The sequence below is a fragment of the Bradyrhizobium sp. 138 genome, from assembly GCF_023074075.1.
Classification (GTDB): Bacteria; Pseudomonadota; Alphaproteobacteria; order Rhizobiales; family Xanthobacteraceae; genus Bradyrhizobium.
This window is the reverse complement of sequence record NZ_JADPKT010000070.1, coordinates 1-25,988: the sequence shown is the minus strand read 5'-3', so window position 1 is coordinate 25,988 and position 25,988 is coordinate 1. Positions and strand designations below refer to the sequence as shown.

The following is a 25,988-nucleotide window of genomic DNA, read 5'->3' as shown; positions in this document are numbered from 1 at the left end:
AATGGCTGCAAAACGGAACACAAGGAAGCAAGCCTATCATGACCGACACCACGGCAATCATCACGGAAAAGCGCGGGCAGGCGTTCTGGATCACCATTAACCGACCGGAGAAACGCAACGCGCTGAACGGCGAGGTCATCGCCGGCATCACCAAAGGCTATCGCGACGCGCATGACGACAAGGACGTCCGCGTCATCGTGCTGACGGGCGCGGGCGACAAGGCGTTCTGCGCGGGCGCCGATTTGCAGAATTCCGGCGCGGCTTTCGCGATGGATCATTCCAAACCAAATGTCGACTATGCCGATCTGTTACGTTTGTCACAGAACGCCACCAAACCGGCGATTGCGCGGGTCGGCGGCGTCTGCATGGCCGGCGGCATGGGCCTGCTCTGCATGACCGATATGGCTGTCGCGGCCGATCACGTCGTCTTCGGCCTGCCGGAGGTCAAGGTCGGCGTGTTCCCGATGCAGGTGCTGAGCCTGTTGCAGGGCATCGCGCCGCCGCGCCTCGTCAACGAATGGGCGCTCACCGGCGAGCCGTTCGATGCCAAGGCGGCGCTGAGCGCGGGCCTGCTCAATTACACCGTGCCCACCGCAGAGCTCGATACCAAGGTCGACTGGCTGATCGGCCGCATCGTCGACAAATCGCCGACCGCGATCCGCCGCGGCAAATACGCCATGCGCGCCATCGCCTCGATGTCGTTCGACGAGAGCATCGCCTACACCGAAAGCCAGATCGCGCTGCTCGCAATGACCGAGGACGCCAAGGAAGGCCTGAAGGCGTTCAGCGAGAAGCGCAAGCCGCTCTGGACGGGGCGGTGAGGCCTTGGTGAGCTTTCTTGCGCAACTGTCCCGGATGTTCGGCAGCGGCTCGCCTCGCAGGGAGCTCCGTCGCCTCAACCGGCTCGAACTGCACGTCACCCACGCCTGCAATCTCGCCTGCGAGAGCTGCTCGCACTACTCGAACCATGGCCATGCCGGTAATCTCGATCTGGTGGAGGCGGATCGCTGGATGGCAGCATGGAGCGATCGTCTCGAGATGGAGGAGTTCTGTCTCCTCGGCGGCGAGCCGACGGTTCATCCGCGTCTGTCCGAATTCGTGCCGCTGGTCAGGCGACATTGGCCCGAGGCGCGCATCCGCATCGTGACCAACGGCTTTCTGCTGGCCCGGCATCCGGATCTGCCGATCAGGATGAAGGCTGCAGGCAATTGCGATATCGCGCTGTCGGTTCATCACGACGCGAGCTCCTATCGGGAGCGGTTGCAGCCGAGCATGGATCTGCTCGAGCGGTGGCAGAACGAGTACAGCACGGTCGTGCACACCTGGCTGTCGCACGGGGTGTGGACCCGGCGCTACCTCGGCTCGGGCGCGGCTATGTTGCCGTTCGAGGACGGCAATCCGCGCCGGAGCTGGGAGATCTGCCCGGCGCGGCATTGCAAGCAGCTCTTCGAGGGCAAGATCTGGAAATGCGCGCCACTGGCCTATCTTGGGCTCCAGAAGGCGAAGTACGACCTCTCGGATAAGTGGGATCCTTATCTTGGCTACGCGCCACTCGAACCATCGGCGACAGACGACGAACTGGATCGATTCCTTGCGCTTGAGGACGAGCCTGTGTGCGCGATGTGCTCGGCCGAACCGCGCAGGTTCTCATTGCCAAATCCTTTGCGCGGCGCGTCGGAGTCGGCGCCACAGTCGAGCGGATCGCGTTAGCGCGCTCGGCGATCCAGCCGAGACCAGGCGCGGCGGCAGTGTCATATTGGCCGCGCCGATGGTCCTCTCCCAGACGGCACGATCGAGTTCGTGCTGTGCCGCAAACTCGAAGAATTCTTCGTTCGACATCAACTGCCAGGCGATCGAATAGTACAATTCTCCACCAAACATGCCGACGAGATCGCCGTATCGGCTGGCCAGTACTTGCTGGGCTATGCCGCGCAGGATGCGGAACCGGTCGGTTTGATCGCGAGCCGCATTCGGCGTCTGACCGCCGAGGATCGCGCGATTGCTGAAATTGTTCTTGCCGTGGCGGCGATGGGCGCCATGCGCTGCGTCGATGACGAGGGTTCCGCCGACGGAATGGGCGAAGCGGCCGTAATAGCTGTCTATGCTCTGTATACGCACCTCGTCAGCCCCAACCATTGTCGGCGCCAGCGCATGGATCAGGCTGGTGCGGAACATAAGGCCGCTCGTCGCGCTCCATATCCATCGATCAAGAAGCCAACTGCTCCACCATGCCGGGACATAATGCAGCCGAAACCCCAGCGGCTCCATCTGCAACGGCAGATCGGCATTCCAGCTTCGTGCGCGCGCCAGGTGCGACCAGCCGGCATCCGGCTCGAATTCGCGCCATTTCTGATGCCAATGACAGGTCCCGGCCAGCACCTCGCCGGCAGCATCGATCTGCACCTGATCGCTGACGCTCAGCGCCGCTGAATTGAGATCGTTCAGGTGGGCGGTGACATGCGTCGATATGAATTTCGGAAAGAGAAAGTCGTCGGCATCGAGAAAAGTAACGAAGACGCCCTTGATCTCATCGAGAACGTCGAGCGCGTTCAGCACCTGGCCGCGATTGGTGTCCCTGCAGAGCAGCCGGAACGATCGGCCGGGCAGGCGCTCTAGCGCCCCCCCGATCGCGGCGCGTGAATGGTCGCTCGAGGCGCAGTCAACGATGACACATTCGATGTTGCGATAGTCCTGCGCCGCGACCGAACGAATGCATTGCTCGATGAAGTCTCCGTAATTGTGATTGATGATCACGACGGAGACACGAGGAGATTTGACGGCAATCGTCCCCGGCTGATGCACGGGCGTCGGAACAAACTCATTCATGCCTGCAATTCCAGTCCGGCCGCGCGCGGCGAAGGTCCAGGGATTTCGTCAGCGTGACGAAGCTGGCGCTCGGCCGCCGCGTAACATCGATCGCCGAATTCGTGCACAATGTCATCGCGCCGTTCGGCCAAGGTCTTGAGCGCGACGGCCAGTGTTGCGTTGAACAGGTCGGCTCTGTCGAAACGACCGCTTGCCGCTTGGCCACCGAGCACGCCGTTGTTGCTCCAGGTATTGCTACCATGCCTGCGATAGGCGCCTTCGGCTCCGTCGATCAGGAGCGTGCCGCCGAGGCAGTGAGCAAGGCGCGCATAGTAGGAGTCGACGCCGACTTGCGCCGGGAAGTCGTCGTGATCGCCCACAGCCGGCGCCAGGGCCCTGGCCACCCTCGTCTGAAACATGATTGAGCTGGTGCTGCCCCAGATCCAGTGCTCCATCGCCCAGCTATTCCATTCGGGCGGGATGTAGCGGGCGCGGCAGCACGAGGTCGGATCCGGGTTCGCCAATTCGTGCCATTTCTGATGCCAGTGACAGGTCCCCGCCAGCATCTGGCCTTCGGCGTCGATCTGGATTTGATCCGTTACGCTCAGCGGGGCGGAAACACCGCTCGCCATGTGAGCAGCGACATGGGTCGCAACGAATGATGGAAACAGGAAATCGTCGGAATCGAGACAGACGAGAAAGGCGCCGCGAACGTCAGAGAGCGCCGAGAGCGCGTTGGGCAGATGGCCGCCATTGACGTCGCGATGACGGGCGCGGAAGCGCGACGGCGGCAGACCGGCCATCGTGGCCTCGATTACAGCCCGTGAATTGTCGCTCGATGCGCAATCAACGACGATGCATTCGAGATTGGGGTAATCCTGCCGTGCGACCGACATCAGGCACGGCCCGACGAACCTGCCGTAGTTGCAATTGACGATGATGACCGTGACGAGCGGCTCGGCCGTTGTCGGCAAGTCGTTCCAGTCGGCACGGCTTGTCGAGGCATCTTTCACGGACGGCACGGTCCCCCTGCAATCGGCCGGTCGATGCTCGGCCAGAAGCCGATGGAAATCAACGGAAAAGGAGGAGCTGCGGCGATGCGATCCCAGCCTCAGATGGAGCCAACGGGTCGGAGCCAGGCGCAATCCTGTGACAGGCTCCGCGTGATGGCGTTTGCGCCTGAGCGAGGCTCCAGCCCCTTACCCCGCATTTGCCTTCAACCCCGCCGCCTGAATACCCGCGAGCGCGCAGGCCTCGTCATTGTCGGAGGTGTCACCGGAAACGCCGACGGCGCCGAGCAGGGTCGTTCCGTCCATGATCAGCACGCCGCCGGGCACCGGCACCAGGGCACCCTTGGCGATGGTGTTCACGGCGTCGATGAAATAGGCCTGCTCCTGGGCGCGCTGAAATAGGGCGCGCGAGCCCATGCCCATCGCGAGCGCGCCATAGGCCTTGCCATGCGCGATCTCGCCGCGCATCAGGCTGGTGCCGTCTTGCGCGGCCGCGAGCTTGAGCACACCGCGCGCGTCGAGGATGGTGACGACCAGCGGCTTCAACTTGAGCTCGCCGGCCCTCGCGAAGGCGGCGTCGAGGATCTTGCGGGCGGTGTCGAGGGTGAGGTCAGCCATGGCTGGTTTCCTTTTCAGCGAGGGACGTGGAATTGGTCATGGCGCGGTCGAGGCTCATCGCCAGCACACGCGCAACGTGAAGCGCTTCGCGTTGCGCGCAGTCATGGATCTGGTGCCGGCACGAGGTGCCGTCGGCGACGACGAGCGTGTTCTGGTCGGCGCGCCGCACGGCGGGCAGCAGCGACAGCTCGGCCATCTCGATCGAGGCATCATAGGTGTCGGCACCATAGCCAAATGCGCCGGCCATGCCGCAGCAGCTGGACTCGATGGTCTCGACTTTCAGGCCGGGGACGAGCCGGAGCACCTGCTCGACGGGCTTGAAGGCGCCGAAGGATTTTTGATGGCAATGGCCGTGCACCATTGCCTTGTCGGCGACGGCACCGAGCGGCAGTTGCAGCCGGCCGGCCTCGGCCTCGCGCACCAGGAATTCCTCGAAGGTGAGGGCATGGGCGCCGACCGCCTTGGCGTCACTGTCCTTGCGGAGCGAAGCGAGTTCGTCGCGCAGTGTCAGCAGGCAACTCGGTTCGAGGCCGACTATCGGCACGCCGCGCACGGCGAAAGGCGCAAAGGCCGCGACCAGCCGGTCGAGCTCGGCCTTGGCTTCGTCGACGAGGCCAGCGGAGAGGAAGGTGCGGCCGCAGCAGAGCGGTCGGCTGCCGGCCAAGGGCTTGGGCAGATGCACACGATAGCCCCCAGCTGTCAGCACCCGCAGCGCGGCGTCGAGGTTTTCGCGTTCATAGACGCGATTGAAGGTATCGGCGAACAGCACCACCTCGCGGCCGGTCTCCGGACCAATCGCTTCCGCCGGCGGCGCAAACACGTCGCTGCGGAAGGCGGGCAGGGCGCGGCGCGCGCTGATGCCGGCAAAGCGCTCGAACAGCTTTCGTAATAGCGGGCTGCGGTTGCGCAAATTCGCCAGCGGCGCGAAGCGCGAGGCGAGTCCGGCATAGCGCGGGAGATAACCGACCAGCCGATCGCGCAGCGTCAGGCCGTGCGAGGCGGCGCGCGCGGCCAGCACCTCGATTTTCATCTTGGCCATGTCGACGCCGGTCGGGCACTCATGGCGGCAGGCCTTGCAGGAGACGCAGAGCTTTAGCGTGTCCATCATCTCGTCTGACGCCAACGCATCGGGGCCGAGCTGGCCGGAGATCGCAAGCCTCAGCGTGTTCGCGCGCCCTCGCGTGACGTCCTTCTCGTTGCGCGTGGCGCGGTAGGACGGGCACATCACGCCGCCTTCGAGCTTGCGGCAGGCACCGTTGTTGTTGCACATCTCGACCGCGCCCTGGAAGCCGCCGCCGGCGCCGGGCCAGGCCGACCAGTCCAGCTTGGTCTTGAGCTCACCGACGCGATAGTCGGGCCTGAAGCGGAACAGCGAGCGGTCGTCCATCCTGGGCGCATCGACGATCTTGCCGGGATTGAGGATACCCGCAGGGTCGAAGCGCTGCTTCACTTCCCTGAAGTCCGCGACGAGACGCTCGCCGAACATCGTCTCGTGGAATTCCGAGCGCACCAGGCCGTCGCCATGCTCGCCGGAATGCGAGCCCTTGTATTCGCGCACCAGCGCGAACGCCTCTTCGGCGATGGCGCGCATCGCCTTGACATCTTTCTCCAGCTTCAAATTCAGCACCGGGCGCACATGCAGGCAGCCCTCGGAGGCATGCGCATACATCGTGCCGCTGGTGCCGTGCTTTGCAAACACCTCGTTCAGGCGCTGGGTGTAGTCGGCGAGGTGCGGCAGCGGCACGGCGCAATCCTCGACAAAAGAGACTGGCTTGCCCTCCTGCTTCATCGACATCATGACGTTGAGACCGGCGGCGCGGAAATCGGCGATGCCGCTCTGCAGTGCCGGCTCCGTGATCTCGACCACGCCGCCCCATTTGCGCGTGTCGTTGTTCCAGCCGAAGCCGAGATCGCCCATCAGCTCGCCGAGCTGCTTGAGGCGCACGAGGTTATCCGCCTGGTCCTCTTCGGCGAACTCGACCACCAGCACGGCGTCCGGATCGCCCTTGATGGCGGCGGAGATGATGGGCCTGAACATCGCGATGTCGCGGCCGAGCGCGATCATGGTGCGGTCGACCAGCTCGACCGCAATCGGTTTCAGCTTGACCAGGTGCTGGGCCGCATCCATCGCTTCGTAGAAGCTGCCGAAATGGCAGACGCCAAGCGCCTTGTTGCGGATCACGGGCCACAGCTTCAGCTCGACCTTGGTGGTGAAGGCGAGGGTGCCTTCGGAGCCGACCAGGAGATGCGCCATGTTGTTCGGCGCATTGCGCGGCACCAGCGCATCGAGATTGTAGCCGCCGACGCGGCGCTGCACTTTTGGAAAGCGCGCCGCGATCTCCTCGGCTTCACGAGCCCCGAGATCGAGCATGTCTCGGAATAGGGCGCGCGCACTGTCGCCGCCCGCGACATCGGAGAGATCGCCCGAGACCTCGCCGAAGCGGCTGAGCGTGCCGTCGGCAAGGGCTGCCTCCATCGACAGCGTGTTGTCGCGCATGGTGCCGTAACGAAGCGAGCGGCCGCCGCAGGAATTGTTGCCGGCCATGCCGCCGATGGTGGCGCGGGAGGCGGTGGAGACATCGACCGGAAACCACAGGCCGTGCTTCTTGAGCTGGCGGTTGAGGTCGTCGAGCACGATGCCGGGCTCGACCACGCAAGTCCGGCCCTCGACGTCGAGCGACAGGATCCGGTTGAGGTGTTTTGAGAGATCGACCACCAGCCCGTCATTGACGGTCTGGCCGCATTGCGAGGTGCCGCCGCCGCGTGGGGTGACCTTGCGTCCCTCGTCGCGGGCAATCGCCAACGCCAGCAGGGCCTCGTCCATGGTCTTGGGCACGACCACGCCTGATGGCACGATCTGGTAGAACGAGGCGTCGGTGGCGTAGCGGCCGCGGCTGAAGGGATCGAACAGGACGTCGCCCGTGATTTCCCGGGCCAGACGTGCCGCCAGACGGTCCGTTTGGACCGATTCTGGTGATTTTCCAGCCACTTCCGCCGCCATAATCCGCTCTCGCCTGTTCGCCGGCACCGTCTTGCCTCCCGTCACGGCGCTTGGCAAGCGAGCCCTGCTTCTTGTGCATTGACGGACCCCGCCGGGCGAGGGACAAGCCCGGCGAATAGTGATATGCGAGCGGCTCGCCGGAGCCCCTCAATGCGGGCCGAGGGACGCTCGAGCCAAGACAGCCTCAAAGACCGGGAAGGACGCCGATGACCGTGCATACTGGAAGGCATTTCCTACAGATTCCAGGACCGACCAACGTGCCCGACCGGGTGCTGCGGGCGATGGACATGCCGACGCTGGACCATCGTGGTCCAGAGTTCGCCGAGCTCGGTTTTGCGGTTCTCGCCTCGATGCAGCGGGTGTTCCGCACCAAGCAGCCCGTGATCATCTTCCCCTCGTCCGGCACCGGCGCCTGGGAAGCGGCGATGGTCAATGTGTTCGCGCCCGGAGACAAGCTCCTGATGTGCGAGACCGGCCAGTTCGCCGTGCTGTGGCGCGGCATCGCCGACAAGTTCAAGCTCGACGTCGACTTCATTCCGAGCGACTGGCGCCATGGTGCCGACCTCGCGGAGATCGAGAAGCGCCTGGTCGCCGACAAGCAGCACGCGATCAAGGCGGTCTGCGTCGTGCACAACGAGACCTCGACCGGCTGCGTGACGCCGCCGCTGGAGGTGCGCAAGCTGCTCGACCGCGTCAAGCATCCGGCGCTGCTGATGGTCGACACCATCTCCGGCCTCGGCTCGATGGAATATGAGCACGACGCCTGGGGCATCGACGTCTCGGTCGCCGGCTCGCAGAAGGGTCTGATGCTGCCGCCCGGCCTCGGCTTCAACGCCGTCTCGGAGAAGGCGCTCAGCGTTGCCAAGGCCAACCCCGGCATGCGCTCCTACTGGGACTGGCAGGAGGTGATCAACTTCAACAAGCTCGGCACCTTCCCCTATACGCCCGCGACCAACCTGCTCTACGGCCTGCGCGAGGCGGTCAAGATGCTGGAAGAGGAGGGGCTGGAGAACGTCTGGACCCGCCACAAGCGCCACAGCGCGGCGACGCGCGCCGCGGTCAAGGTCTGGGGCCTGGAGACGCAGTGCGCCGACCCGGCTGCGCACTCGCCGGCGCTGACCGGCGTGCGCGTGCCGGATGGACACGACGCCGACACCTTCCGCAAGGTGGTGCTGGAAAACTTCGACATGTCGCTCGGCACCGGCCTGAACAAGGTCAAGGGCAAGGTGTTCCGCATCGGCCATATCGGCCATTTCAACGATCTGATGCTGATGGGCACGCTCGCCGGCGTCGAGATGGGTCTCGATCTTGCCAAGATTCCGCACCGGAGCGGCGGCGTCTTGGCGGCCATGGACGTCCTGAAGGGTCGCGACGCAGTGCCGATGGCCAAAGCCCAGGTGGCTTGAGACTCAAGTGGTCTGAAGCAGCTTAACGAGAAAAAGAGACGCGCGATGAACGCACCTGCGACCGGCAACGAAGACCTGCTCTACTCCGTCCAGGACGGCATCGCGCGGATCACCTTCAACCGCCCGCAAGCGCGGAACGCAATGACCTTCGCCATGTATGACCGCATGGCGGAGATCTGCCAGGAGATCAACGCCGATCGCTCGATCAAGGCGTTGATCCTGACCGGCGCCGGCGACAAGGCGTTCGCCTCCGGCACCGACATATCCCAGTTCCGTGCATTCAAGACCGCGCAAGATGCGCTCGACTACGAGGCCCGCATCGACCGCGTGCTCGGCACGCTCGAACAGTGCCGCGTCCCCGTGATCGCGGCCATTGCCGGCGCCTGCACCGGCGGCGGCGCCGGCATTGCAGCGTGCTGCGACCTGCGCATCGGCACCGAGACGACGCGGATGGGCTTTCCGATCGCGCGCACGCTCGGCAATTGCCTGTCGATGTCCAACATCAGCCGCGTCGTCGCGCTGGTTGGCCCCGCCCGCACCAAGGATCTGATCTTCAAGGCGCGCCTCGTCGAGGCGCCGGAGGCGCTGGCGCTCGGTCTGCTCAACGAGGTCGTGCCTGACGTGGAGACGCTGCAGCGGCGCGCCGACGAGACCGCGAAGCTCGTCGCCAGCCACGCGCCACTGACGCTGGAAGCGACCAAGGAAGCGGTGCGCCGCATCCGCCGCACGCTGTCGCGCGAGGAGGGCGAGGACCTGATCCTGAAAGCCTATATGAGCGAAGATTTTCGCGAGGGCATGGACGCCTTCCTCAACAAGCGCACACCGAACTGGAAGGGCAAGTAGCCGATCTATTGAAATGATACTGCAGAGGCTACGATGCGGGGCCTTGAAAATTTACTTCTTGCCCAAAACTTGTAAACTAGGAGCCGCAGGAACCGCTGCGTTGGTCTAGAGGTATGCCGAGAGAGGTCCTCATAACACTGTGGTCCTTGGCTGCTGCGTGCGTGGTGGCTTTCAGCCTAGCCGCACTCGTGTCATCGCATTAGGATTCACGCATGTGCTTCTTTCAGGCCCTCCTGGTTGTTCTTTTGCTGGCCGGTGCTGGTACAGACGTGTTCGCTAAAAGCACGCCGCACGACCCAGCACCTAAATCGCAGTGCCTCGTGAATGCGTCCGAACTGCCGTCGGGAACGCCGAGGGTCGTGTGTCCGACACGCAGCTCGCCGGGAGGCTTTTGCGTATGTCCCAAGTTCTCGGAGGATGGCCAGGCCAAAGGATACTATGTTGGGACGGTAAGATAGCATCCGCGAACGCAAGGCAGGTCCTCAGCGAGAGCTAGCCACCGCCACTAAAGGGGGGGCGCCTAGCTACTTTCTTGCTCTGACTACCGAGGGGCAGCGTTCGGGAGGCGAGCCGATCAGGGCCATTCGGCCTGGCCAAGGCAGCCTTTGTCTCTTCAGCGACCTCGGGAGATGTCCGTTTTTCCGCCGCTATTAGGGGGAGCAGACATCAGGCGGCCAGCCGCCTAATGAGTACACAGCCTAGGTTGATGTCGCGGAACTAAGATCGTGCGGCACACTTGGATTCACTGCTCGCGGCCATAGCCATCCCGACGGGTCTAGACCTCGCGAGTTTCTCGGTAACTTGTAGCTTTATCAATGAGGCACGTCGTGCCTGATCGTTGGAGCTGCTCCGCGATAATTCCGGCGCGGCGAGCAATGTTGCGCTGGACGGCCTTTAAGACTCCAGCTCGTTGGGCGCGCGCAAAGACATCGCAGACCTCCGGCAGAAAGTTCGCCGCGTACCCGAACGCCTTGAAGCCCTGCTTGGTACGAAATTCGATCTGGTTAGCCATCATAACCAACTCTTCCCCAATAAAGGGCTTTAGGTTCTGCACTCTCAAAAAAGCAGGGAGGTTGGCGCCGCTCCTGTAATACTGACGTCCCTTGGGAGGACGCATGCGACCTAGACCCACCATGAAGCCACTCTGAGTCACCAGGCGCTGTCCGTCATCGAGAATGACAACCTCAATCTCGATGCCTCCAAATCGGATGACGCCTTCATGCGTCGCTCGCGGCAAGTGCCTCGCCCAACGGGCCTTGGCAGCCTTCCGCGCAATCTCCCTTCGCTCCTCGCCCGATAGCGCAGCTGCTCTTGCGGTTCCGCCAGCGGCTCGGGCGGGCACTCCCCACTGCACTTTCCAGCGCGCTCTTTTCCGCTCGGGGGCGTGGTTCAAGCTTACTTTTCTACGCGTATTCATACTTCAGGAATATGGTTGGACCAGAAAACTGCAAGCGGGGGTGGAAGCAACATAGTCTTGGTGAAGCGATCTTGCTCGCACAGTGTTACGCCGCAAGCAACGACGGATCATTCAATACGGCCTTAACGCGTGCGGGGGAAGAGCAGTGCCAAACCGCTGTGCAGAATGCTCTGAGCATCGCGTCCTTGCATCTGATTTGTGGAACCGGCCGAAACGTTGCCGAGAGAGCTTGGGCAACGCTTAGCGCTTGGTAGACATTTTGCTCCTGATAGAGCTTTGGACCAAACAGGCCCCCCAGCAATCCGCCCAAAAAGCTGTGCTTGTGAGAACGTACCAGAACGCCCTTCTTGCCGACGGAGATCCAACAGGCGTCTCCGCTGTCCAAGACGATCGTCGCGTCGTGGCCAAATTTCTCGTTGATATAGAGCAGGCGCGGCATCACTTCAAACTCTGAACTTCTCGGCGAATTCTGTAAAATCGAATCGTCTGAACCGCTCCTTCCTTACGAGATGCGGCGGCTCGCTTGTAACTCAATTGCGCGAGACTTGTCTTATTCCAAAGTCATAACGGGGATGTCGTCGGACGGCTTGAACTTAGCCCAATTCGCCAGCACAATGGGCGCTGAAATTCAGCTCTGAATTTCCAATCCAAACAAGAACATAGGGAAGACGCACGTGGGACATGGAATGAAGGCCGCAATTGCGCTTGCGGCCACGCTTTGCGGCACGCCGGCTGTTGCGGGCTGGGAGCCGGCAAAGCCGGTCGAGATCGTCGTGGCGGCGGGCGCGGGCGGCGCCTCCGACCAGATGGCGCGGATGATGCAAGCTGCGATCCAGAAGAACAATCTGATGAAGCAGCCGATCGTCGTCTCGCTCAAGGGCGGCGCCTCGGGCGCGGAAGCGCTGATGTACATGAAGTCCAGCGAGGGCGATCCGAACAAGGTGCTGATCGCCTATTCGCTGATCTACATGCTGCCGCTGTCGGCGAAGATCCCGTTCAACTGGCGCGAGCTGACCCCGGTTTCGGTGGTCGCGCTCGACCAGTTCGTGCTCTGGGACAACAGCGCAGGCCCAAAGACGGTGAAGGACTTCGTCGCGGCCGCGAAGGCCGCCAGCGCGCCGTTCAAGATGGGCGGGACCGGCTCCAAGCGCGAGGATCACGTGCTGACCGTCTTCCTCGAGCAGAAGACCGGCGCGAAGTTCTCCTATCTGCCCTACAAGTCCGGCGGCGAGGCCGCGACCCAGCTGGTCGGCAACCACACCGAAGCCAACGTCAACAACCCTTCCGAAAATCTCGAAGTCTGGCGCGCGGGCCAGGTGCGTCCGCTCTGCGTGTTCGACAAGGAGCGCATCGCCTACACAGCCAAGGTGACGGAGACGCAGTCCTGGGCCGACATCCCGACCTGCAAGGAGGAAGGCGTCGACGTCCAATATCTGATGCTGCGTGCGATGTTCCTGCCTGGCAAGGTGACGCCGGAGCAGCAGGCGTTCTATGTCGATCTGTTCCACAAGGTGACGCAGACCGGGGAGTACAAGGAGTACATGGAGAAGCAGGCGCTGAAGCCGATCTTCCTCACCGGCAAGGACATGGTGCAGTTCCTCGAGGAGGACGATGCGCAGAACAAGGCGCTGATGACGGAAGCTGGATTCGTCGCAAAGTAGCCACCTCGCCCCGCTTGCGGGGAGAGGTCGCATCGCATCAAAGATGTGATGCGGGTGAAGGGGGGACTCTCCGCAAGTCCAACTCTCACCGTCCCCAGGGGGACTCCCCCTCAGCCCGACTCTCTCCCCGCAAGCGGGGAGAGGGAGAATTGACCGCACTCCATCCCTAACGGCTCATGTCCCAAACCGATCTAGAAATCGTCGTCGACGATCCGACCGCGCCTGAAGACGACTCGCCCTCCGTCGTCTCCTCCGGCACCATCGAGATCGTCGTCTGTCTCCTGTTGCTCGCGCTGGCGCTCACGCTCGGCTACGACAATTGGCGCACCGGCGCGTCCTGGGATGCGACCGGGCCCGAGCCCGGCTATTTCCCGTTCTACCTCTCCATCATCCTCGGCGGCGGCAGTCTCTACGGCCTGATCGTCGCGATGCTGGCGCGGCGCGCGTCATCCGGAACCTTCGTCACGCGCGCGCAAGGCCGCCGCGTGCTGGCGGTGTTCGTGCCGACGCTGCTGTTCTGCCTGGTGACGCAGTTCCTCGGCCTCTATGTCGCGAGCTTCCTGCTGATCTCGGGCTTCATGCGCTTCGTCGGCAAGATCCCGCTGTGGAAGTCGCTGCTCACCGCTCTTGTATTCACGGCGATCATGTTCGTCACCTTCGACATCGCCTTCGACGTCATCATGCCGAAAGGGCCGCTCGAAGCGGCCTTCGGCCACTAGGCGGTCCCGCGATGGAAGCTTTCGGTCTCCTGCTTCACGGCTTTGCCGTCCTGCTGACGTGGAAGACGCTCGTGCTGATGATGGTCGGGCTGGTGCTCGGGATCTTCGTCGGCGTGCTGCCAGGCCTCGGCGGCCCCAACGGCGTCGCGATCCTGCTGCCGCTCACCTTCACGATGGATCCGACCTCGGCGATCGTGATGCTGTCCTGCATCTATTGGGGCGCGCTGTTCGGCGGTGCCATCACCTCGATCCTGTTCAACATTCCCGGCGAAGCCTGGTCGGTCGCAACCACCTTCGACGGCTATCCGATGGCGCAGCAGGGCAGGGCCGCGGAGGCGCTGACCGCGGCGTTCACGTCCTCCTTCATCGGCTCGCTGGTCGCGGTGCTCCTGATCACGTTCCTTGCGCCGATGATCTCCTCCTTTGCGCTGAAGTTCGGCCCGCCCGAGTTTTTCGCGGTGTATCTGCTCACCTTCTGCTCCTTCGTCGGATTGGGGCGCGAGGCCAAGCACAAGACGGTCATCTCGATGTCGCTGGGGCTGCTGCTGGCGGGCATCGGCATGGATACCGTATCGGGCAATCTGCGCATGACCTTCGGCTCGCCGGAGCTGCTCCGCGGCATCAACTTCCTGGTCGCCGTCATCGGCCTGTTCGGCATCAGCGAGATCCTGCTGACCATGGAGGAGCGGCTGGCGCTGCGCGGACATGCGGCGAGCATTTCGCTCCGTGTCGTGCTCGGCGTCTGGAAGGACCTGCCGAAATACTGGGTGACGCTGCTGCGCTCCTCCTTCATCGGCTGCTGGCTCGGCATCACCCCTGGCGGCGCGATCGCGGCCTCCTTCATGGGCTACAACCTTGCCAAGCGTTTCGCCAAGGAGCCCGAAAGTTTCGGCAAGGGCCGCATCGAAGGCGTGTTCGCGCCGGAGACGGCGGCGCATGCCTCGGGCACCTCGGCGCTGCTGCCGATGCTCGCGCTCGGCATTCCCGGCTCAGGCACCGCGGCGATCCTGCTCGGCGGCCTGATGGTGTGGGGGCTCAATCCGGGGCCGCTGCTGTTCGTCGAGCACAAGGACTTCGTCTGGGGCCTGATCGCCTCGATGTATCTCGGCAATGTCGTCGGCCTCGTGCTGGTGCTGACGACGGTGCCGATCTTCGCCTCGATCCTGCGCGTGCCGTTCGCCGCGGTGGCGCCGATGATCGTGGTGTCCTGCGCGATCGGCGCCTACGCGATCCAGAACGCGATGTTCGACATCTGGCTGATGCTCGGCTTCGGCATCGTCGGCTACGTCTTCAAGAAGATCGGCATTCCCTTGGCGCCGTTCACCCTCGCGCTGGTGCTTGGCAACCGGGCCGAAGATGCCTTCCGCCTGTCGATGATCGGCTCCGGCGGCAACCTCAAGGTGTTCTGGTCAAACGGCCTGGTCGGCTCGATCACGACCCTGGCGATCGTGCTGCTGTTTTGGCCTGTGATCGACAGATTGCTTGCCGGTGTCGGGTTGACGCATAGGACCAGGACGACATCGTAGTAAGTATAATCCTTTGGATTCAATGGCATGAACGGGTCCATGTCGTTGTGGTCCGGAACGTCACACGCCACGATTGTTGCTGGATGTTGCCGGCATGGCACAGCCTTTGGGCAGGTGCTGGCGTATGTTGGGATCACAAAATTGTGCGGAGGGGGTTCTCCATGAAGCGGATTGTGATTGGAATGGCGGCGGCGATGTCGCTGTTCGCGACGGGCGCGGTTGCTGCCGATCTCGCGGCAAGGCCCTATGTCAAGGCGCCTATCGTCGATCCAGTCTGGAGCTGGACCGGCTTCTATGTCGGCGCCAATGGCGGCTACAGCTGGGGCCGTTCGCGCACCGACGTCACCTACACCAATACGGCGACCGGTGCAGTGATCGCGCCGCCTGCCGGCTCCATCACCAGCGCCTCGTTCGACATGAACGGCGCCGTCGCCGGTGGCCAGGGCGGCTACAACTGGCAGAGTGCTAATTGGGTGTTCGGCGTCGAAGGCGACCTGAACTGGTCCGACGAAAAGGGCCGCGCCGGCTTCAACTGCGCCCCCACCGGACTTGCAGGCGGCGCCTGTCTTCCCGGCGTGACTGCCCTGCCCGCCGGCGCTGCCGCCGGTACCACGCTCTCGATCGACCAGCATCTTCAGTGGTTCGGCACAGTTCGCGGCCGCGTCGGCATCCTGGCAACTCCGAAGGTGCTGTTCTACGGCACCGGTGGTGTGGCCTTCGGCGAGATCAAGACCACGGGCACGATCGCCGGCTTCACGCCTGCCGGTGTGGCGGTCGCCTCGACGAGTTCGGCGTCGGATACGCGCGTCGGCTGGACCGTGGGTGCGGGTGTGGAAGGCAAGATCACCCAGAACTGGAGCGCCAAGCTCGAATACCTCTACATGGATCTCGGCCGCTTCTCGTCCGGTCCGTTCTCGCTGGCGCCACTCCCCACGATCGCGGCCAGTGCCTCGTCGCGCTTCACCGACCACATTCTGCGCGCCGGCATCAACTACCAGTTTGGCGGCCCGGTGGTCGCCAAGTACTGAGATCAACAAAGGCGTCAACAACAAGCAGAGCCCGGCCTCGCGCCGGGCTTTGTCGTTTCGGGGTTGGATCGGGCGCCGGGCGCTCAGACCACCTTGGCGGTCCCTGACTTTGCCGATCTCGTTCAAGCCTAAGCGGACTCCTTGAGCACCTCGTCGGTCTGCTCGCCGAATTCCGGCGGGTGCGCCACCATTCTGCGGCTTACGCGGAAGCGTACCGGGAAGTCGACTGCGGGCCCCTGCTGGAAGCAGGTTCGGCTTGACGCTCTTGTCCAAGTCGGTTCCGGGAAGCCGGCAGACTCGACCATCGTACACTCTCATGATAGCGTATGATTCGCTCCGTTCAACCTTAGTGTCTGGCATGCAGGAAGATCTGTTTCGATCCATCCGTTTGCTGCGGACCTACGCTACAAGGGTGGTGGGGACAAGCGCTGCGATTGCGGTAAGCTTTCTTACTGCATCCTGTGTGAGCTCTGACGAAATCTCCTCGAAATCGGGGGTTGCAACTGGTGCTCCTTGGGCCCGAGATCTGAACGAGCCGCCGCCTAGCCGGCCGCCAGCACGCCGACCTGACTAGTTTGCAAGGTAACAGTCCAGAGCTGACCCGCTGGTCTGCCAATGTAAAGGTTGAGTCCGCCCGGCCAGGTGAGACAAACAGAGGCGGGCTTCTCAGTCGCGCGGCGTCCGGCTCCGAGGCTTGCAAAACGAGCGGGAACCATTGGAACGTTCGGCGGTAGCGAGCAAACAATGAGAGTAGATCGTTTTCATCTTTTGGTTTTCGGCGGTCTGTTTAGCCTCATAGATCGTTGGAAAGCTAGGCGTCTGCCGCTAGTGTGTCCAAGCTGTCTTGAGCCGGCCTCAGAAGCGACTCTCGCGCGGGGGCAACGGCTACTAGGTGAAAAGAAGCTGCATTGCGACGCGTGCGGTATAGTCCATGACATTGCGGGATGGCGACTAACGGCGGACTATCAGAAGAGCGGCGAGGGCTTTCCGTTTCTGGCTAGAAATTGAAGACTCGTTACTCGGGGCAGTGAAGTTTCCGCCGCCATCAACTGGTTCCCGGAAAATGCAGTGTTTACAGTGCCAACCACCATCCTCGCCTGCTGATAAGCCGTCTAGTTGAAACGACGGCAATCCGCTAGTCGACGTGCTCGCCAGGATCACCGATGTCATCCGAAGAGCGACATGCCCTTAGCCGAACAAGGCTGTGTCTCAAGAAGAGGCCTACACCGTTGCCTTCTCCAATGGGGAAACAAGCTTCGTTCGTAGTCCTGCTAACAGCTCTCGCGTTTGAAATGCGCTTGCAAGTGTAGCTCAAGGGAACTTAGATGACGCGGGCCTCTCTCAGGTTTGCGATCTCGTTGGCGCAGAGGCCGAACTCCTTCAGCACCTCGTCAGTCTGCTCGCCGAATTCCGGCGGCCGCGCCACCATCTTGCTCGGCGTGCGCGACAGCGTTACAGGCTGGCCGACCAGGCGGATATGCTGGCCTTCCTCGTTCGGCACGTCCTGCGCAATGCCGAGATGCTTGACCTGCGCGTCCTCGAACATCTGGTCGATGGCGTAGATCGGCCCGCAGGGCACGCCGGCCTCATTGAGCTCGCGGACCCAGGTCTCGGTCGACTTCGTCACCGTGCGCTTCTCGATCTCGGCGTTGAGCGCGTCGCGGTTCTTGGAGCGGGCAGGGGCCGTCGCATAGTCGGGGTGGGCGTAGAGCTCCGGCGCGCCAATCGCCTGGGCGCAGCGCTCCCAGATCCGCCCGCCTGTCGTGGCGATGTTGATGTAGCCGTCCGAGGTTTTGAACACGCCGGTCGGGATGCTGGTCGGATGGTTGTTGCCGGCTTGCTTAGCGACCTCCTTCTCCATCAGCCAACGTGCGGCCTGGAAGTCGAGCATGAAGATCTGGGCCTGGAGCAGCGAAGTCTGCACCCACTGGCCTTTGCCTGAGACCTCGCGCTCGAGCAGCGCGGTGAGGATGCCCATGGCGCAGAACAGGCCCGCCGTGAGGTCGGCAACGGGAATGCCGACCCGCATCGGCCCTTCGCCCGGCGCACCCGTGATCGACATCAACCCGCCCATGCCTTGCGCGATCTGATCGAAGCCGGGCCGCTTGTGATAGGGGCCGTCCTGGCCGAAGCCGGAGATGCTGCCATAGACGATGCGCGGATTGATCGCGGCGAGGCTGTCATAGTCGATGCCGAGTTTCTTCTTCACGTCGGGCCGGAAATTCTCGACCACGACGTCGGCCTTGGCGGCGAGGCGCTTGAACACGGCGAGCCCGCGCTCGTCCTTCAGGTTCAACGTCATGGCCCGTTTGTTGCGATGCAGATTCTGGAAGTCGGAACCCCGCCGGGGGCCGCCCGGCTGCTCGCCGCCCGCGTCCTCGGTCAGCGCATCGATCTTGACGACATTCGCCCCCCAATCGGCCAGTTGCCGCACGCAGGTGGGTCCGGAGCGGACGCGGGTCAGGTCGAGCACGGTGAAGCGCGACAGGGCTTCCGAGGCATGCGGAAAAGGCATCTTGAATGGCTCCGGGACAGATTGCGCGCCTACCATAGTGCCGAAAGATCACGCGACAAGCCTGGCCCGGCGCCGATGCCGCCTGCCGAAATGCCATGCCTGATCAGGCCCGACAGATCAGCGCGACAGGCGCTTCAATTCGGCGCGCGCCTTTTCGGCCAGCGGATCATCGCCGTGACGCGCGATGAAGAGCTCGAGGGCTTCAGGCGTTCCCGTCCGGCGGGCGGCTTCGTATTCCTCTGCCACGGCAGCGGCAGGATCTCGGGCCATCGGCATGGAGGGCGCGCGCCGCGCCTTGCCGCTGTCGTCCGCCTTGGCCTTTTCAACCATGACAGGCAGTCCTCCGAAGGGTAGATGATCCAGTCCGACGAGCGCGATCAGGGCACCAAACAGGCCGGGCAGCAGTAGACGTCGTTTCATGAAACTCCTGCAAATTACGGGTGTTCCGGGAACAGGGTGTTGTTTGCGCTCCGTATGATTACGGGATTTGATGGCTAACGCGGCCTTATGGAAGGGGCGCGAACGCCACTGCCCCATTTAAACCAAACGTTTAACTCTCTAACTAGAATCATATGCCGTCGCGGCGAATCACGCGCGATACGCTGCTCTGGAGAGTCCATTGGCTACCGCCGTAAATGTCAGTGTCACCAACAACGCCGAGATCGACGGCCTGCTATCCGGCGTCAAATGGACCGGCACGATCACCTACAGTTTTCCCGACGCGCCCAGCGACTACGCCAATCCCTATTCCGGCGGCGACGGCGAGCCCACGACTTCAGGCTTTACATCGGCGCCGACCCAGATCCAGACGGCGATCAATTACGCGATCGGGCTGATCCTCAGCTACACCAACGCCAACATCCAATATGCAGGCACGAACGGCGCCGACATCATGATCGCGCAGTCGGCTGCGGCGAATCCGACCGCCTACGCCTACTATCCCGCTAACTATGCGTCCGGCGGCGACGTCTGGTTCGGCACTCAATACAACTTCTCGCTGGCCAAGCTCGGCAATTATTACTTCACCACCGCGCTGCACGAACTCGGCCACGCCTTCGGCCTCAAGCACAGCCAGGAGGCCGGCGGTCCCGCCAACGTCGCGGTGCCGAGCGCGCATGACGACAGCGAATACACCGTCATGAGCTATCGCAGCTATGTCGGTGCTTCGACCACGTCCGGCTACACCAACGAGGCGTACGGATATTCGCAGACCTACATGGCCAACGATATCCTCGCGCTCCAGACCATGTACGGCGCGGACTACACGACGCAGAGCAGCAATACCGTCTACACCTGGAATCCGGCCACAGGACAGGAGTTTATCAACGGCGTCGGGCAGCTCGCGCCGGGCGGCGGCGCCGGGGGCTCGGCCAACCGCATCTACGAGACCGTCTGGGACGGCGGCGGCGTTGATACCTACGACCTCTCGAATTACACGACGAACCTGAGCATCAACCTCAATCCAGGTGCCTCGTCGGTGTTCTCCTCCGTGCAGCTGGCCTATCTCGGCGACGGCCATTACGCGTCGGGCAACGTCTACAACGCCTATCTCTATAACGGCGACACACGCTCATACATCGACAACGCCACCGGCGGGTCTGGTAACGACACGATTCTGGGCAACGCCATCGCCAACACGCTGAACGGCGGCGGCGGCAACGACACGATCACTGGCGGGGCAGGCAATGACGCCATCATCGGGGGGACCGGCACGGATACAACTGTGTATTCTGCCAACAAAGCCAATTACGCCATCTCCTACAATTCGACGACGCAGACCTTCACCGTCGTAGACCGGCGTTCCGGTTCACCCGATGGTACCGATACGCTGACGGGCGTGGAGAATTTTCAGTTCGCTGATGGGCCGATCTCCAGCACCACACTCGTTAGCCAGCTCGCCCCGGTCGTGATCGAGGCGACCGGCATCACTAGCCTAGTACAGGCGGGTAGCAACTACCTGCTCAATGCTGTTGCTGGCGGGATTGGCCCTTCTTTGAAATTCGGTGGCGCTGTGGTGACGGCGGGTCAGTTTGGCGAAGCTTGGGCGCCGATTGCTGCCGAAGCAACGGGGGCTGGTTACCAAGTCGTGTGGAAGAATTCGAATACTAACCAATATTCGGTGTGGACGACTGATGGCGGAGGCAGTTTCATTTCGGATATAGGATCGGTTTCGCCAACCAGCGCTGCTCTCATGTCGCTCGAGAGCAGTTTCCATCAAGATCTGAATGCAGACGGAGCGATTGGTCTTGTGTCGACCAATATTGAAAGCTTCGGTTCAACCAGCCTAGTACAGACGGGTAGCAACTACCTGCTCAATGCTGTTGCTGGCGGGATTGGCCCTTCTTTGAAATTCGGTGGCGCTGTGGTGACGGCGGGTCAGTTTGGCGAAGCTTGGGCGCCGATTGCTGCTGAAGCGACGGGGGCTGGTTACCAAGTCGTGTGGAAGAATTCGAACACTAACCAATATTCGGTGTGGACGACTGATGGCGGAGGCAATTTCGTTTTCGATAAAGGATTGGTATCAGCGAGCAGTGTTGCGCTGGTGTCGCTGGAGACGACCCTCCATCAGGATCTAAACGGAAATAATGTGATCGGCTTTGGCGCAGGGGTGGTGTCACACAGCGGACTATTCGAAGACGGGCACTTGCGAATTGATGGTCAAATCGGTGTCCCGCTTTCAGAGCCCTTACACTTAGATACCGTAATTTCGCTTCTGCACCTCGGCCACATCATCACTGGATGAAGACACAAACTGGCCGGACTGCTAGCAAACGGGCGCCTCCGCATCAGATCTCAACATCCTTCAACCCTTTGATTGTTTGCAATCACTTGTCCGCGCATCCAAAACGCCGAATTGCAACTCGGGGATAATTCGCGCTTCTGTCACGGGCACATCGCCAGCGTGCGATCACGCAGGGGGCGCTTCGTCTATCAGTATCCGCTCCAGGCATTACGTAATCGCAAATCGGCGACGATCCGCCCCAGGCTGAGTGCAAACTCGGCACCGTTGTCCGGTTCAAGACCCGAATCAACAACCGCGACCCAATCGTGCTCAGCCGATCGATCGATACTCAAACCGAAATCAGATGGCCACCAGTCGGGCTGCCGTTGATTGATGAGAGCAATCAACTCGGCGGTAGTGCGGGCAGGGCGATTCGTAATGCTCATCGGAAAATCACTTCATGTAGGTCGGAAACGTAACAAGTGGGAACGGCAGAATCCAGCCTGATTTCCTTTTGATCCCGTTAGGCTACTGCGGTAGACTGTCTTATTTATGTGTTCAGACGATTGAACTGCAAGCAAACTGATCATGCTTGTTGAGCCGGGACTGCGCTTTTTCAGCCGACTGGTCAGGCACGAAAATTGTCTAGCTGACCATAAGTGAAGGCGCCGAGTTGACTCGTGGCATCGAAGTTCATCGTAAGAGAGGGGACAAAGGATCCTTCGAACTTCCTCGGCTCGCTAGAGTGCTAGATCAATTTCCGTCGTAGTTCAGCGGACGAACAAGTAATAGGGCACACCATCGATCATGGTAGAAAAGATTAAATGCCGGTTCTGATTGGTCCATTGCCAAAGCTCCGGCCAGTACTCCCGAATTTTGGCATTGATAGGGTACGGTTTGGCGCGATCCTTGTAGGGATCGGTCATGATGATAACGTCGCTGCTTGCATACAGGCGGAGCGCGTCTTCGCGCGCAGTAGCAAAGATACCGTACCCACCATGCCCAAACAACCCCTCTACGATCAAGTTGCGATGAAGTCGCTCTATGCTGAAAATCCGAGGGATGCCAGCATTCATGAAGTCCGAGACTCTGTCGACCGAGAGACTTATCTTGGTCAACTTACGATCCGCGGCATAACGCACGATCTCCATGCTCATCGAAGAAACTCGATCCAAATCCGTGCGATTCTCCACATTTGGCAACGGGCTCGCTCGGAAAAAGAAAACAATCAATCCAGCGGTTACCGCAAGAACGGCGACGTCAAAGATCCTGCCTGCGATGCGAATTGATGTTCCGCAGGGCCACAGAGCGATGCCGATGAGAATCATGATCTGAACGATCGGGATCGTTACAATTCCGGCGACGACTTGCGATTTCGATACGTTCGCGGTCAGCATTGCAAGGGGAACAAGTGTTGCAACAAACAGCGTAGCAACTTCAAGCCTATAGGAATGGAGGCGCCGAAATGCCTCTGTTACTGATATCGGCAGTTGCCGAAACGATAGAACGGCGATAAGCGCGGCGATGACCCAGGTCAGAACGCCAATGTGAGAACCGATCACTGATCTGGGATAGTATAGAAGATGCGCGAGCGCTCCGTGGATTCCGAGTTCGCTCGCGCGAATGAACTTCTCTTCGCCGAGCACATGGCCGACAAGGTAATAATTGTAGATCGCCTCCCTGGAAATATATAGGCGCGGGATGCAAATCAACGCAATGAGGCAACCGCACAGGAATATATTGCGCGCCCGCTGTCCAGCGACTGCGCGCTCGGTAGTTGCTGTCTGTATCCACCGGGCTATCTGAATTGCGAGCAGAAATGCAAGGACGCCAGCTATATAGATGATCGTGAAGAAACGAGTGTAAACCAGTATGATGCATGCAAGCGCTGCAAGCGCGGTTTTGCCGCAGTCCAGAAAAATGCGTGACCAAAGAATAAAACTAATGCATATGCCATAGAGGCACATTGCGATGAAGTCGATGCGGTAGTCATACAGCCCGCCTGCGCGGTTGAACAAAGTAGATGCGGATATCAGAAGTGCTACCGCTGTCCATCCGAATGCGCTGTTACTGAGCGAACGGACCGTTAGGAACAAGATCGTTTGCGCGGCGACCAGGTAGATGACGTTGATCGTCAAAAATGTTGTTCGGCTGGCCCCAGCAATCAGCGAGATCAGCGCTCCCTGAAGAGCAAATGTTGTGCCGGTGGCGTTGCTAGATTCGAAGAGCGCCTTCGGCAGTTCGGCTACGCCGTTTGAAAGAGTCTTTTCTATTAGATCATACGCTTGGAGATAGTATGATAGCTGATCAAAGGCAGGGGGATAGAATGGAGCGACATTGAAGTGTACGTGTGTATAAAAGGCGATGACTTCAGAGGCTCCCAAGAGGACCAGAAGTAGGGTGTCGGTACCTCGGCACCAAATTAAAGTGTTGCCGGCGTAAGCCGTTGCCATTATCAAACTCTTGCAATGATCGAGGAAACAGCCGTGCTGCCGGAGCGCACTCGCGGTCTGAAGAGGTAAGAAACGATATTGCGATTTAGTAACCTATTGCGCCGGAGCGATGAAGCCAATGGTACACGAACTGTTTGGCTAGGAAAGGGAATACAAACCGACGCATGTCCGCACGTGTGATGCCGTGACCATTTTCACGAATTCTGATCTTTTCCATTTCTTCGAGACCAACGCCCAGCATGGCAGAAGTCTTCTGCTCGGTATGGACACGAAAGCATCCAAGAAACCGCGGTAGGCGTGCAAATTTGAAGCCGGCGCGCTGGGCCCGGATCATGAAATCCCAATCTAGGGCAAAACGGAAGGTTTCGTCGATCGGACCGATCGCTTCCCAAACCCTGCGGCGCCAGAACATCGTTTCTTGTGGCACGTAGCCTATGTATTTCAGTGCGAGCGCATCATGCGGAGGCATCACCGCGCGCCCAATCTCCTGACCATTGTGATCGATAACAATGCGATGCCCGTAGACGATGTCGACGGCTGGATTGTTCTGCAAGAAGCTTGCGACATAGGCTACGGCACCCGGCATAAGTGTATCATCGCTGTTTAGGTAGGCCATGATGTCGATGTCGCCCGGCATGCGTGCAAATCCGAGATTTATGGCATTGCCTTGTCCTTTGTCAGCTCGACTTTGCCACGAGATCCGGCTACCGTACGACTTGAGCAATTCGACGGTGCCATCGAGCGATCCACCGTCCTGGACGTGGTGGGCGAGCGCCGGGTAATTCTGGTGGAGAACGCTATCGATTGTTGCTCTCAGGAAGTGAGCGTGATTGTAGGCCGGTGTGACGATCCCTACGCGTGGAAAAGGTGCTCGCATCGTTGGAGGTACGATCTCCTGCGAAACGACAGGGCGCGGTTTATATTGCTGAAAGGTCCAAATTGGTGGGCTTGGCAGCCGCCGGCGTAGCCACGAGATGGTGCCAGATCGAACCCGAAGCTTCTTCATTTCTGTGCGATTCCAAAGACATCTCAAACGTGAGACCATATCAAAGCATTGTAAGGATGTTAACGAGTTTATTGGTGTGATGCTACACTTCAGGAGCTCGCCGTGAGGAGCCTTGTCCTGGGAGGAAGCGGCATCGTTGGGGGCTATATTCTCGAGCGATTGGTCGCGCGTGGTGAGCGACCAATTGCTGTGTCGCGTGAAATCCAACAATCTCCCAATGTGGACTGGTTGCGCGCCGACCTTTCGGCGCCTAAAGCTCTGCAAATTGAGGATGTCGGGACGATCTACTGCACGGCGCACGCGAAGCTGCTTGCGGACGCTCTGCCATGCTTGATCACGTCCAATTTGAGGCGGGTTGTGGCATTTACGTCTACGAGCTTGGAGACGAAGCGCGACTCTGAGCTCGTGGAAGAGCGCAAGTATGTCGCTGCTTGGGCTGAAGCGGAAGCTCACCTTATCGAAGTGTGCACAAAGAGCGGTGTTGGTTGGACCGTTTTAAGGCCTACGCTTATTTATGCTGAAGGCAGGGACAGCAATGTGTCTCGCATTGCTCAGCTTATCCAGCGTCTCAGGTTCATGCCGCTCGCTGGGGAGGGGCTTGGCTTAAGGCAGCCCGTTCACGCTGAAGATCTAGCAATCGGAGCGATCAACGCCGCGGCCAGCCCGCTTGCGATCAACAAAATATACGCCGTGCCGGGCACCGATACGGTGACATATTACGAAATGGTCGGTCGAATCTTCGATGGTTTGAAGCTGCCACGAAGGATCATCTCGATACCTTTGGAGCTGTGGAGGTTGGCGTTCTTGTTGGGTCGACCATTTATTAAGTCTGCGAATGCTGCCATGGCGAGCCGAATGGGAAAGGATATGGTTTTTGATCCGGCGCCCGCGATCGCCGACTTCGATTGGAAGCCCCGACCATTTTACCCGAACTTTTGTCCGGAGACATGCCAGCGGTCGTGAGAAAGCACGATGCAAGGGCCTTTCAGTGAGCATGGCGTTACGGTCGTAATTAGCCAGACGGCGTCAGCGATGCGCGCATGTTACGTGCTCTACTATCCAAAAGGGGCTAGTTGTATGCGTCGATCAGCTTGAAGTAATCAATGGCGCAGTCTGCAGCACTGTAGGAGAGCTAACTAAGTAGGATGCTTCATCAGCTGTAACCGGCATGAGCAGCCACGTAGGCAGTTGTTAGCCAGCGCGGGCGTAGCGGATCGGCATCCAATACTGGCGCATGGCCTCGACGGCCGCCGGGATA

General features: G+C 61.0%; 21 protein-coding genes. 10 read left to right on the top strand and 11 right to left on the bottom strand.

Features of this window, described 5'->3' with window-relative positions; translation table 11 throughout:
• Window positions 1-38: 38 nt before the first annotated feature.
• A complete protein-coding gene (locus IVA79_RS22270) occupies window positions 39-821 on the top strand; it encodes an enoyl-CoA hydratase/isomerase family protein (protein ID WP_247556672.1) in 783 nt (260 codons plus the stop codon).
• A 34-nt stretch (window positions 822-855) separates the two neighbouring features.
• Window positions 856-1,710 (top strand): radical SAM protein, encoded by an 855-nt coding sequence (locus tag IVA79_RS22265; RefSeq protein WP_247556670.1) that lies wholly within the window; start codon window positions 856-858, stop codon window positions 1,708-1,710.
• Here the strand turns inward: IVA79_RS22265 and IVA79_RS22260 are convergent.
• From IVA79_RS22260 to IVA79_RS22245, 4 genes are all read right to left on the bottom strand, one after another.
• Complete coding sequence (locus IVA79_RS22260; protein ID WP_247556668.1) at window positions 1,648-2,826, bottom strand: glycosyltransferase family A protein; 1,179 nt, start codon at window positions 2,824-2,826, stop codon at window positions 1,648-1,650. The two genes, IVA79_RS22265 and IVA79_RS22260, sit on opposite strands and share 63 nt — an antisense overlap.
• Entirely contained in the window at window positions 2,823-3,827 is a 1,005-nt protein-coding gene (locus tag IVA79_RS22255) for a glycosyltransferase family A protein (protein ID WP_247556667.1), read from the bottom strand. Before IVA79_RS22255 ends, IVA79_RS22260 begins: the two co-directional genes overlap by 4 nt.
• A 177-nt stretch (window positions 3,828-4,004) precedes the next feature.
• Window positions 4,005-4,433 carry a heme-binding protein gene (locus IVA79_RS22250; RefSeq protein ID WP_247556665.1) on the bottom strand — a complete coding sequence of 143 codons (429 nt, stop codon included), beginning with the start codon at window positions 4,431-4,433 and terminating at the stop codon, window positions 4,005-4,007.
• Window positions 4,426-7,434 (bottom strand): FAD-binding and (Fe-S)-binding domain-containing protein, encoded by a 3,009-nt coding sequence (locus tag IVA79_RS22245; protein ID WP_247556663.1) that lies wholly within the window; start codon window positions 7,432-7,434, stop codon window positions 4,426-4,428. Before IVA79_RS22245 ends, IVA79_RS22250 begins: the two co-directional genes overlap by 8 nt.
• Window positions 7,435-7,640: 206 nt before the next feature.
• On the opposite strand from IVA79_RS22245, the gene IVA79_RS22240 reads away from it, so the two are divergent.
• Together IVA79_RS22240 and IVA79_RS22235 are read left to right on the top strand one after the other, a co-directional pair.
• Window positions 7,641-8,840: an aminotransferase class V-fold PLP-dependent enzyme gene (locus tag IVA79_RS22240; protein ID WP_247556661.1), complete on the top strand. Its 1,200-nt coding sequence runs from the start codon at window positions 7,641-7,643 to the stop codon at window positions 8,838-8,840.
• Window positions 8,841-8,885: 45 nt separating this feature from the next.
• The gene (locus IVA79_RS22235) at window positions 8,886-9,683 is read left to right on the top strand and encodes an enoyl-CoA hydratase/isomerase family protein (RefSeq protein WP_247556658.1); all 798 of its coding nucleotides are present in this window, start codon (window positions 8,886-8,888) and stop codon (window positions 9,681-9,683) included.
• A 775-nt stretch (window positions 9,684-10,458) separates the two neighbouring features.
• On the opposite strand, the gene IVA79_RS22230 is transcribed toward IVA79_RS22235, so the two are convergent.
• Together IVA79_RS22230 and IVA79_RS22225 are read right to left on the bottom strand one after the other, a co-directional pair.
• Window positions 10,459-10,920 (bottom strand): hypothetical protein, encoded by a 462-nt coding sequence (locus IVA79_RS22230; protein ID WP_247556656.1) that lies wholly within the window; start codon window positions 10,918-10,920, stop codon window positions 10,459-10,461.
• A gap of 265 nt (window positions 10,921-11,185) precedes the next feature.
• Window positions 11,186-11,539: a hypothetical protein gene (locus IVA79_RS22225; RefSeq protein WP_247556654.1), complete on the bottom strand. Its 354-nt coding sequence runs from the start codon at window positions 11,537-11,539 to the stop codon at window positions 11,186-11,188.
• 247 nt (window positions 11,540-11,786) lie between these two features.
• On the opposite strand from IVA79_RS22225, the gene IVA79_RS22220 reads away from it, so the two are divergent.
• The 4 genes from IVA79_RS22220 (at window position 11,787) to IVA79_RS22205 (ending at window position 16,034) form a co-directional block, all read left to right on the top strand.
• The gene (locus IVA79_RS22220; protein ID WP_247556652.1) at window positions 11,787-12,761 is read left to right on the top strand and encodes a tripartite tricarboxylate transporter substrate-binding protein; all 975 of its coding nucleotides are present in this window, start codon (window positions 11,787-11,789) and stop codon (window positions 12,759-12,761) included.
• A 176-nt stretch (window positions 12,762-12,937) separates the two neighbouring features.
• Entirely contained in the window at window positions 12,938-13,480 is a 543-nt protein-coding gene (locus tag IVA79_RS22215; protein ID WP_247556650.1) for a tripartite tricarboxylate transporter TctB family protein, read from the top strand.
• Window positions 13,481-13,491: 11 nt separating this feature from the next.
• The gene (locus IVA79_RS22210) at window positions 13,492-15,006 is read left to right on the top strand and encodes a tripartite tricarboxylate transporter permease (protein WP_247556648.1); all 1,515 of its coding nucleotides are present in this window, start codon (window positions 13,492-13,494) and stop codon (window positions 15,004-15,006) included.
• Window positions 15,007-15,167: 161 nt separating this feature from the next.
• Window positions 15,168-16,034 carry an outer membrane protein gene (locus tag IVA79_RS22205; RefSeq protein ID WP_247556646.1) on the top strand — a complete coding sequence of 289 codons (867 nt, stop codon included), beginning with the start codon at window positions 15,168-15,170 and terminating at the stop codon, window positions 16,032-16,034.
• A gap of 1,321 nt (window positions 16,035-17,355) precedes the next feature.
• Here the strand turns inward: IVA79_RS22205 and IVA79_RS22200 are convergent.
• Together IVA79_RS22200 and IVA79_RS22195 are read right to left on the bottom strand one after the other, a co-directional pair.
• Window positions 17,356-18,549 (bottom strand): CoA transferase, encoded by a 1,194-nt coding sequence (locus IVA79_RS22200; RefSeq protein WP_247556645.1) that lies wholly within the window; start codon window positions 18,547-18,549, stop codon window positions 17,356-17,358.
• Between the two features lie 117 nt (window positions 18,550-18,666).
• Entirely contained in the window at window positions 18,667-18,969 is a 303-nt protein-coding gene (locus IVA79_RS22195) for a hypothetical protein (RefSeq protein WP_247556643.1), read from the bottom strand.
• A gap of 199 nt (window positions 18,970-19,168) precedes the next feature.
• Here IVA79_RS22195 and IVA79_RS22190 point away from each other — a divergent pair, with 199 nt between their 5' ends.
• Window positions 19,169-21,292 carry a M10 family metallopeptidase C-terminal domain-containing protein gene (locus IVA79_RS22190; protein ID WP_247556641.1) on the top strand — a complete coding sequence of 708 codons (2,124 nt, stop codon included), beginning with the start codon at window positions 19,169-19,171 and terminating at the stop codon, window positions 21,290-21,292.
• Between the two features lie 188 nt (window positions 21,293-21,480).
• Here IVA79_RS22190 and IVA79_RS22185 read toward each other — a convergent pair whose 3' ends face one another.
• The 3 genes from IVA79_RS22185 to IVA79_RS22175 all read right to left on the bottom strand — a co-directional run bounded on the left by IVA79_RS22185 (window position 21,481) and on the right by IVA79_RS22175 (window position 24,730).
• Entirely contained in the window at window positions 21,481-21,717 is a 237-nt protein-coding gene (locus tag IVA79_RS22185) for a hypothetical protein (protein ID WP_247556638.1), read from the bottom strand.
• 324 nt (window positions 21,718-22,041) lie between these two features.
• Complete coding sequence (locus IVA79_RS22180; RefSeq protein ID WP_247556635.1) at window positions 22,042-23,724, bottom strand: hypothetical protein; 1,683 nt, start codon at window positions 23,722-23,724, stop codon at window positions 22,042-22,044.
• An 85-nt stretch (window positions 23,725-23,809) separates the two neighbouring features.
• Window positions 23,810-24,730, bottom strand: coding sequence for a glycosyltransferase family 2 protein (locus tag IVA79_RS22175; protein ID WP_247556633.1), 921 nt, complete (start codon window positions 24,728-24,730; stop codon window positions 23,810-23,812).
• Window positions 24,731-24,832: 102 nt separating this feature from the next.
• Here IVA79_RS22175 and IVA79_RS22170 point away from each other — a divergent pair, with 102 nt between their 5' ends.
• Window positions 24,833-25,693, top strand: coding sequence for an epimerase (locus IVA79_RS22170; protein WP_247556631.1), 861 nt, complete (start codon window positions 24,833-24,835; stop codon window positions 25,691-25,693).
• Window positions 25,694-25,988 lie beyond the last annotated feature (295 nt).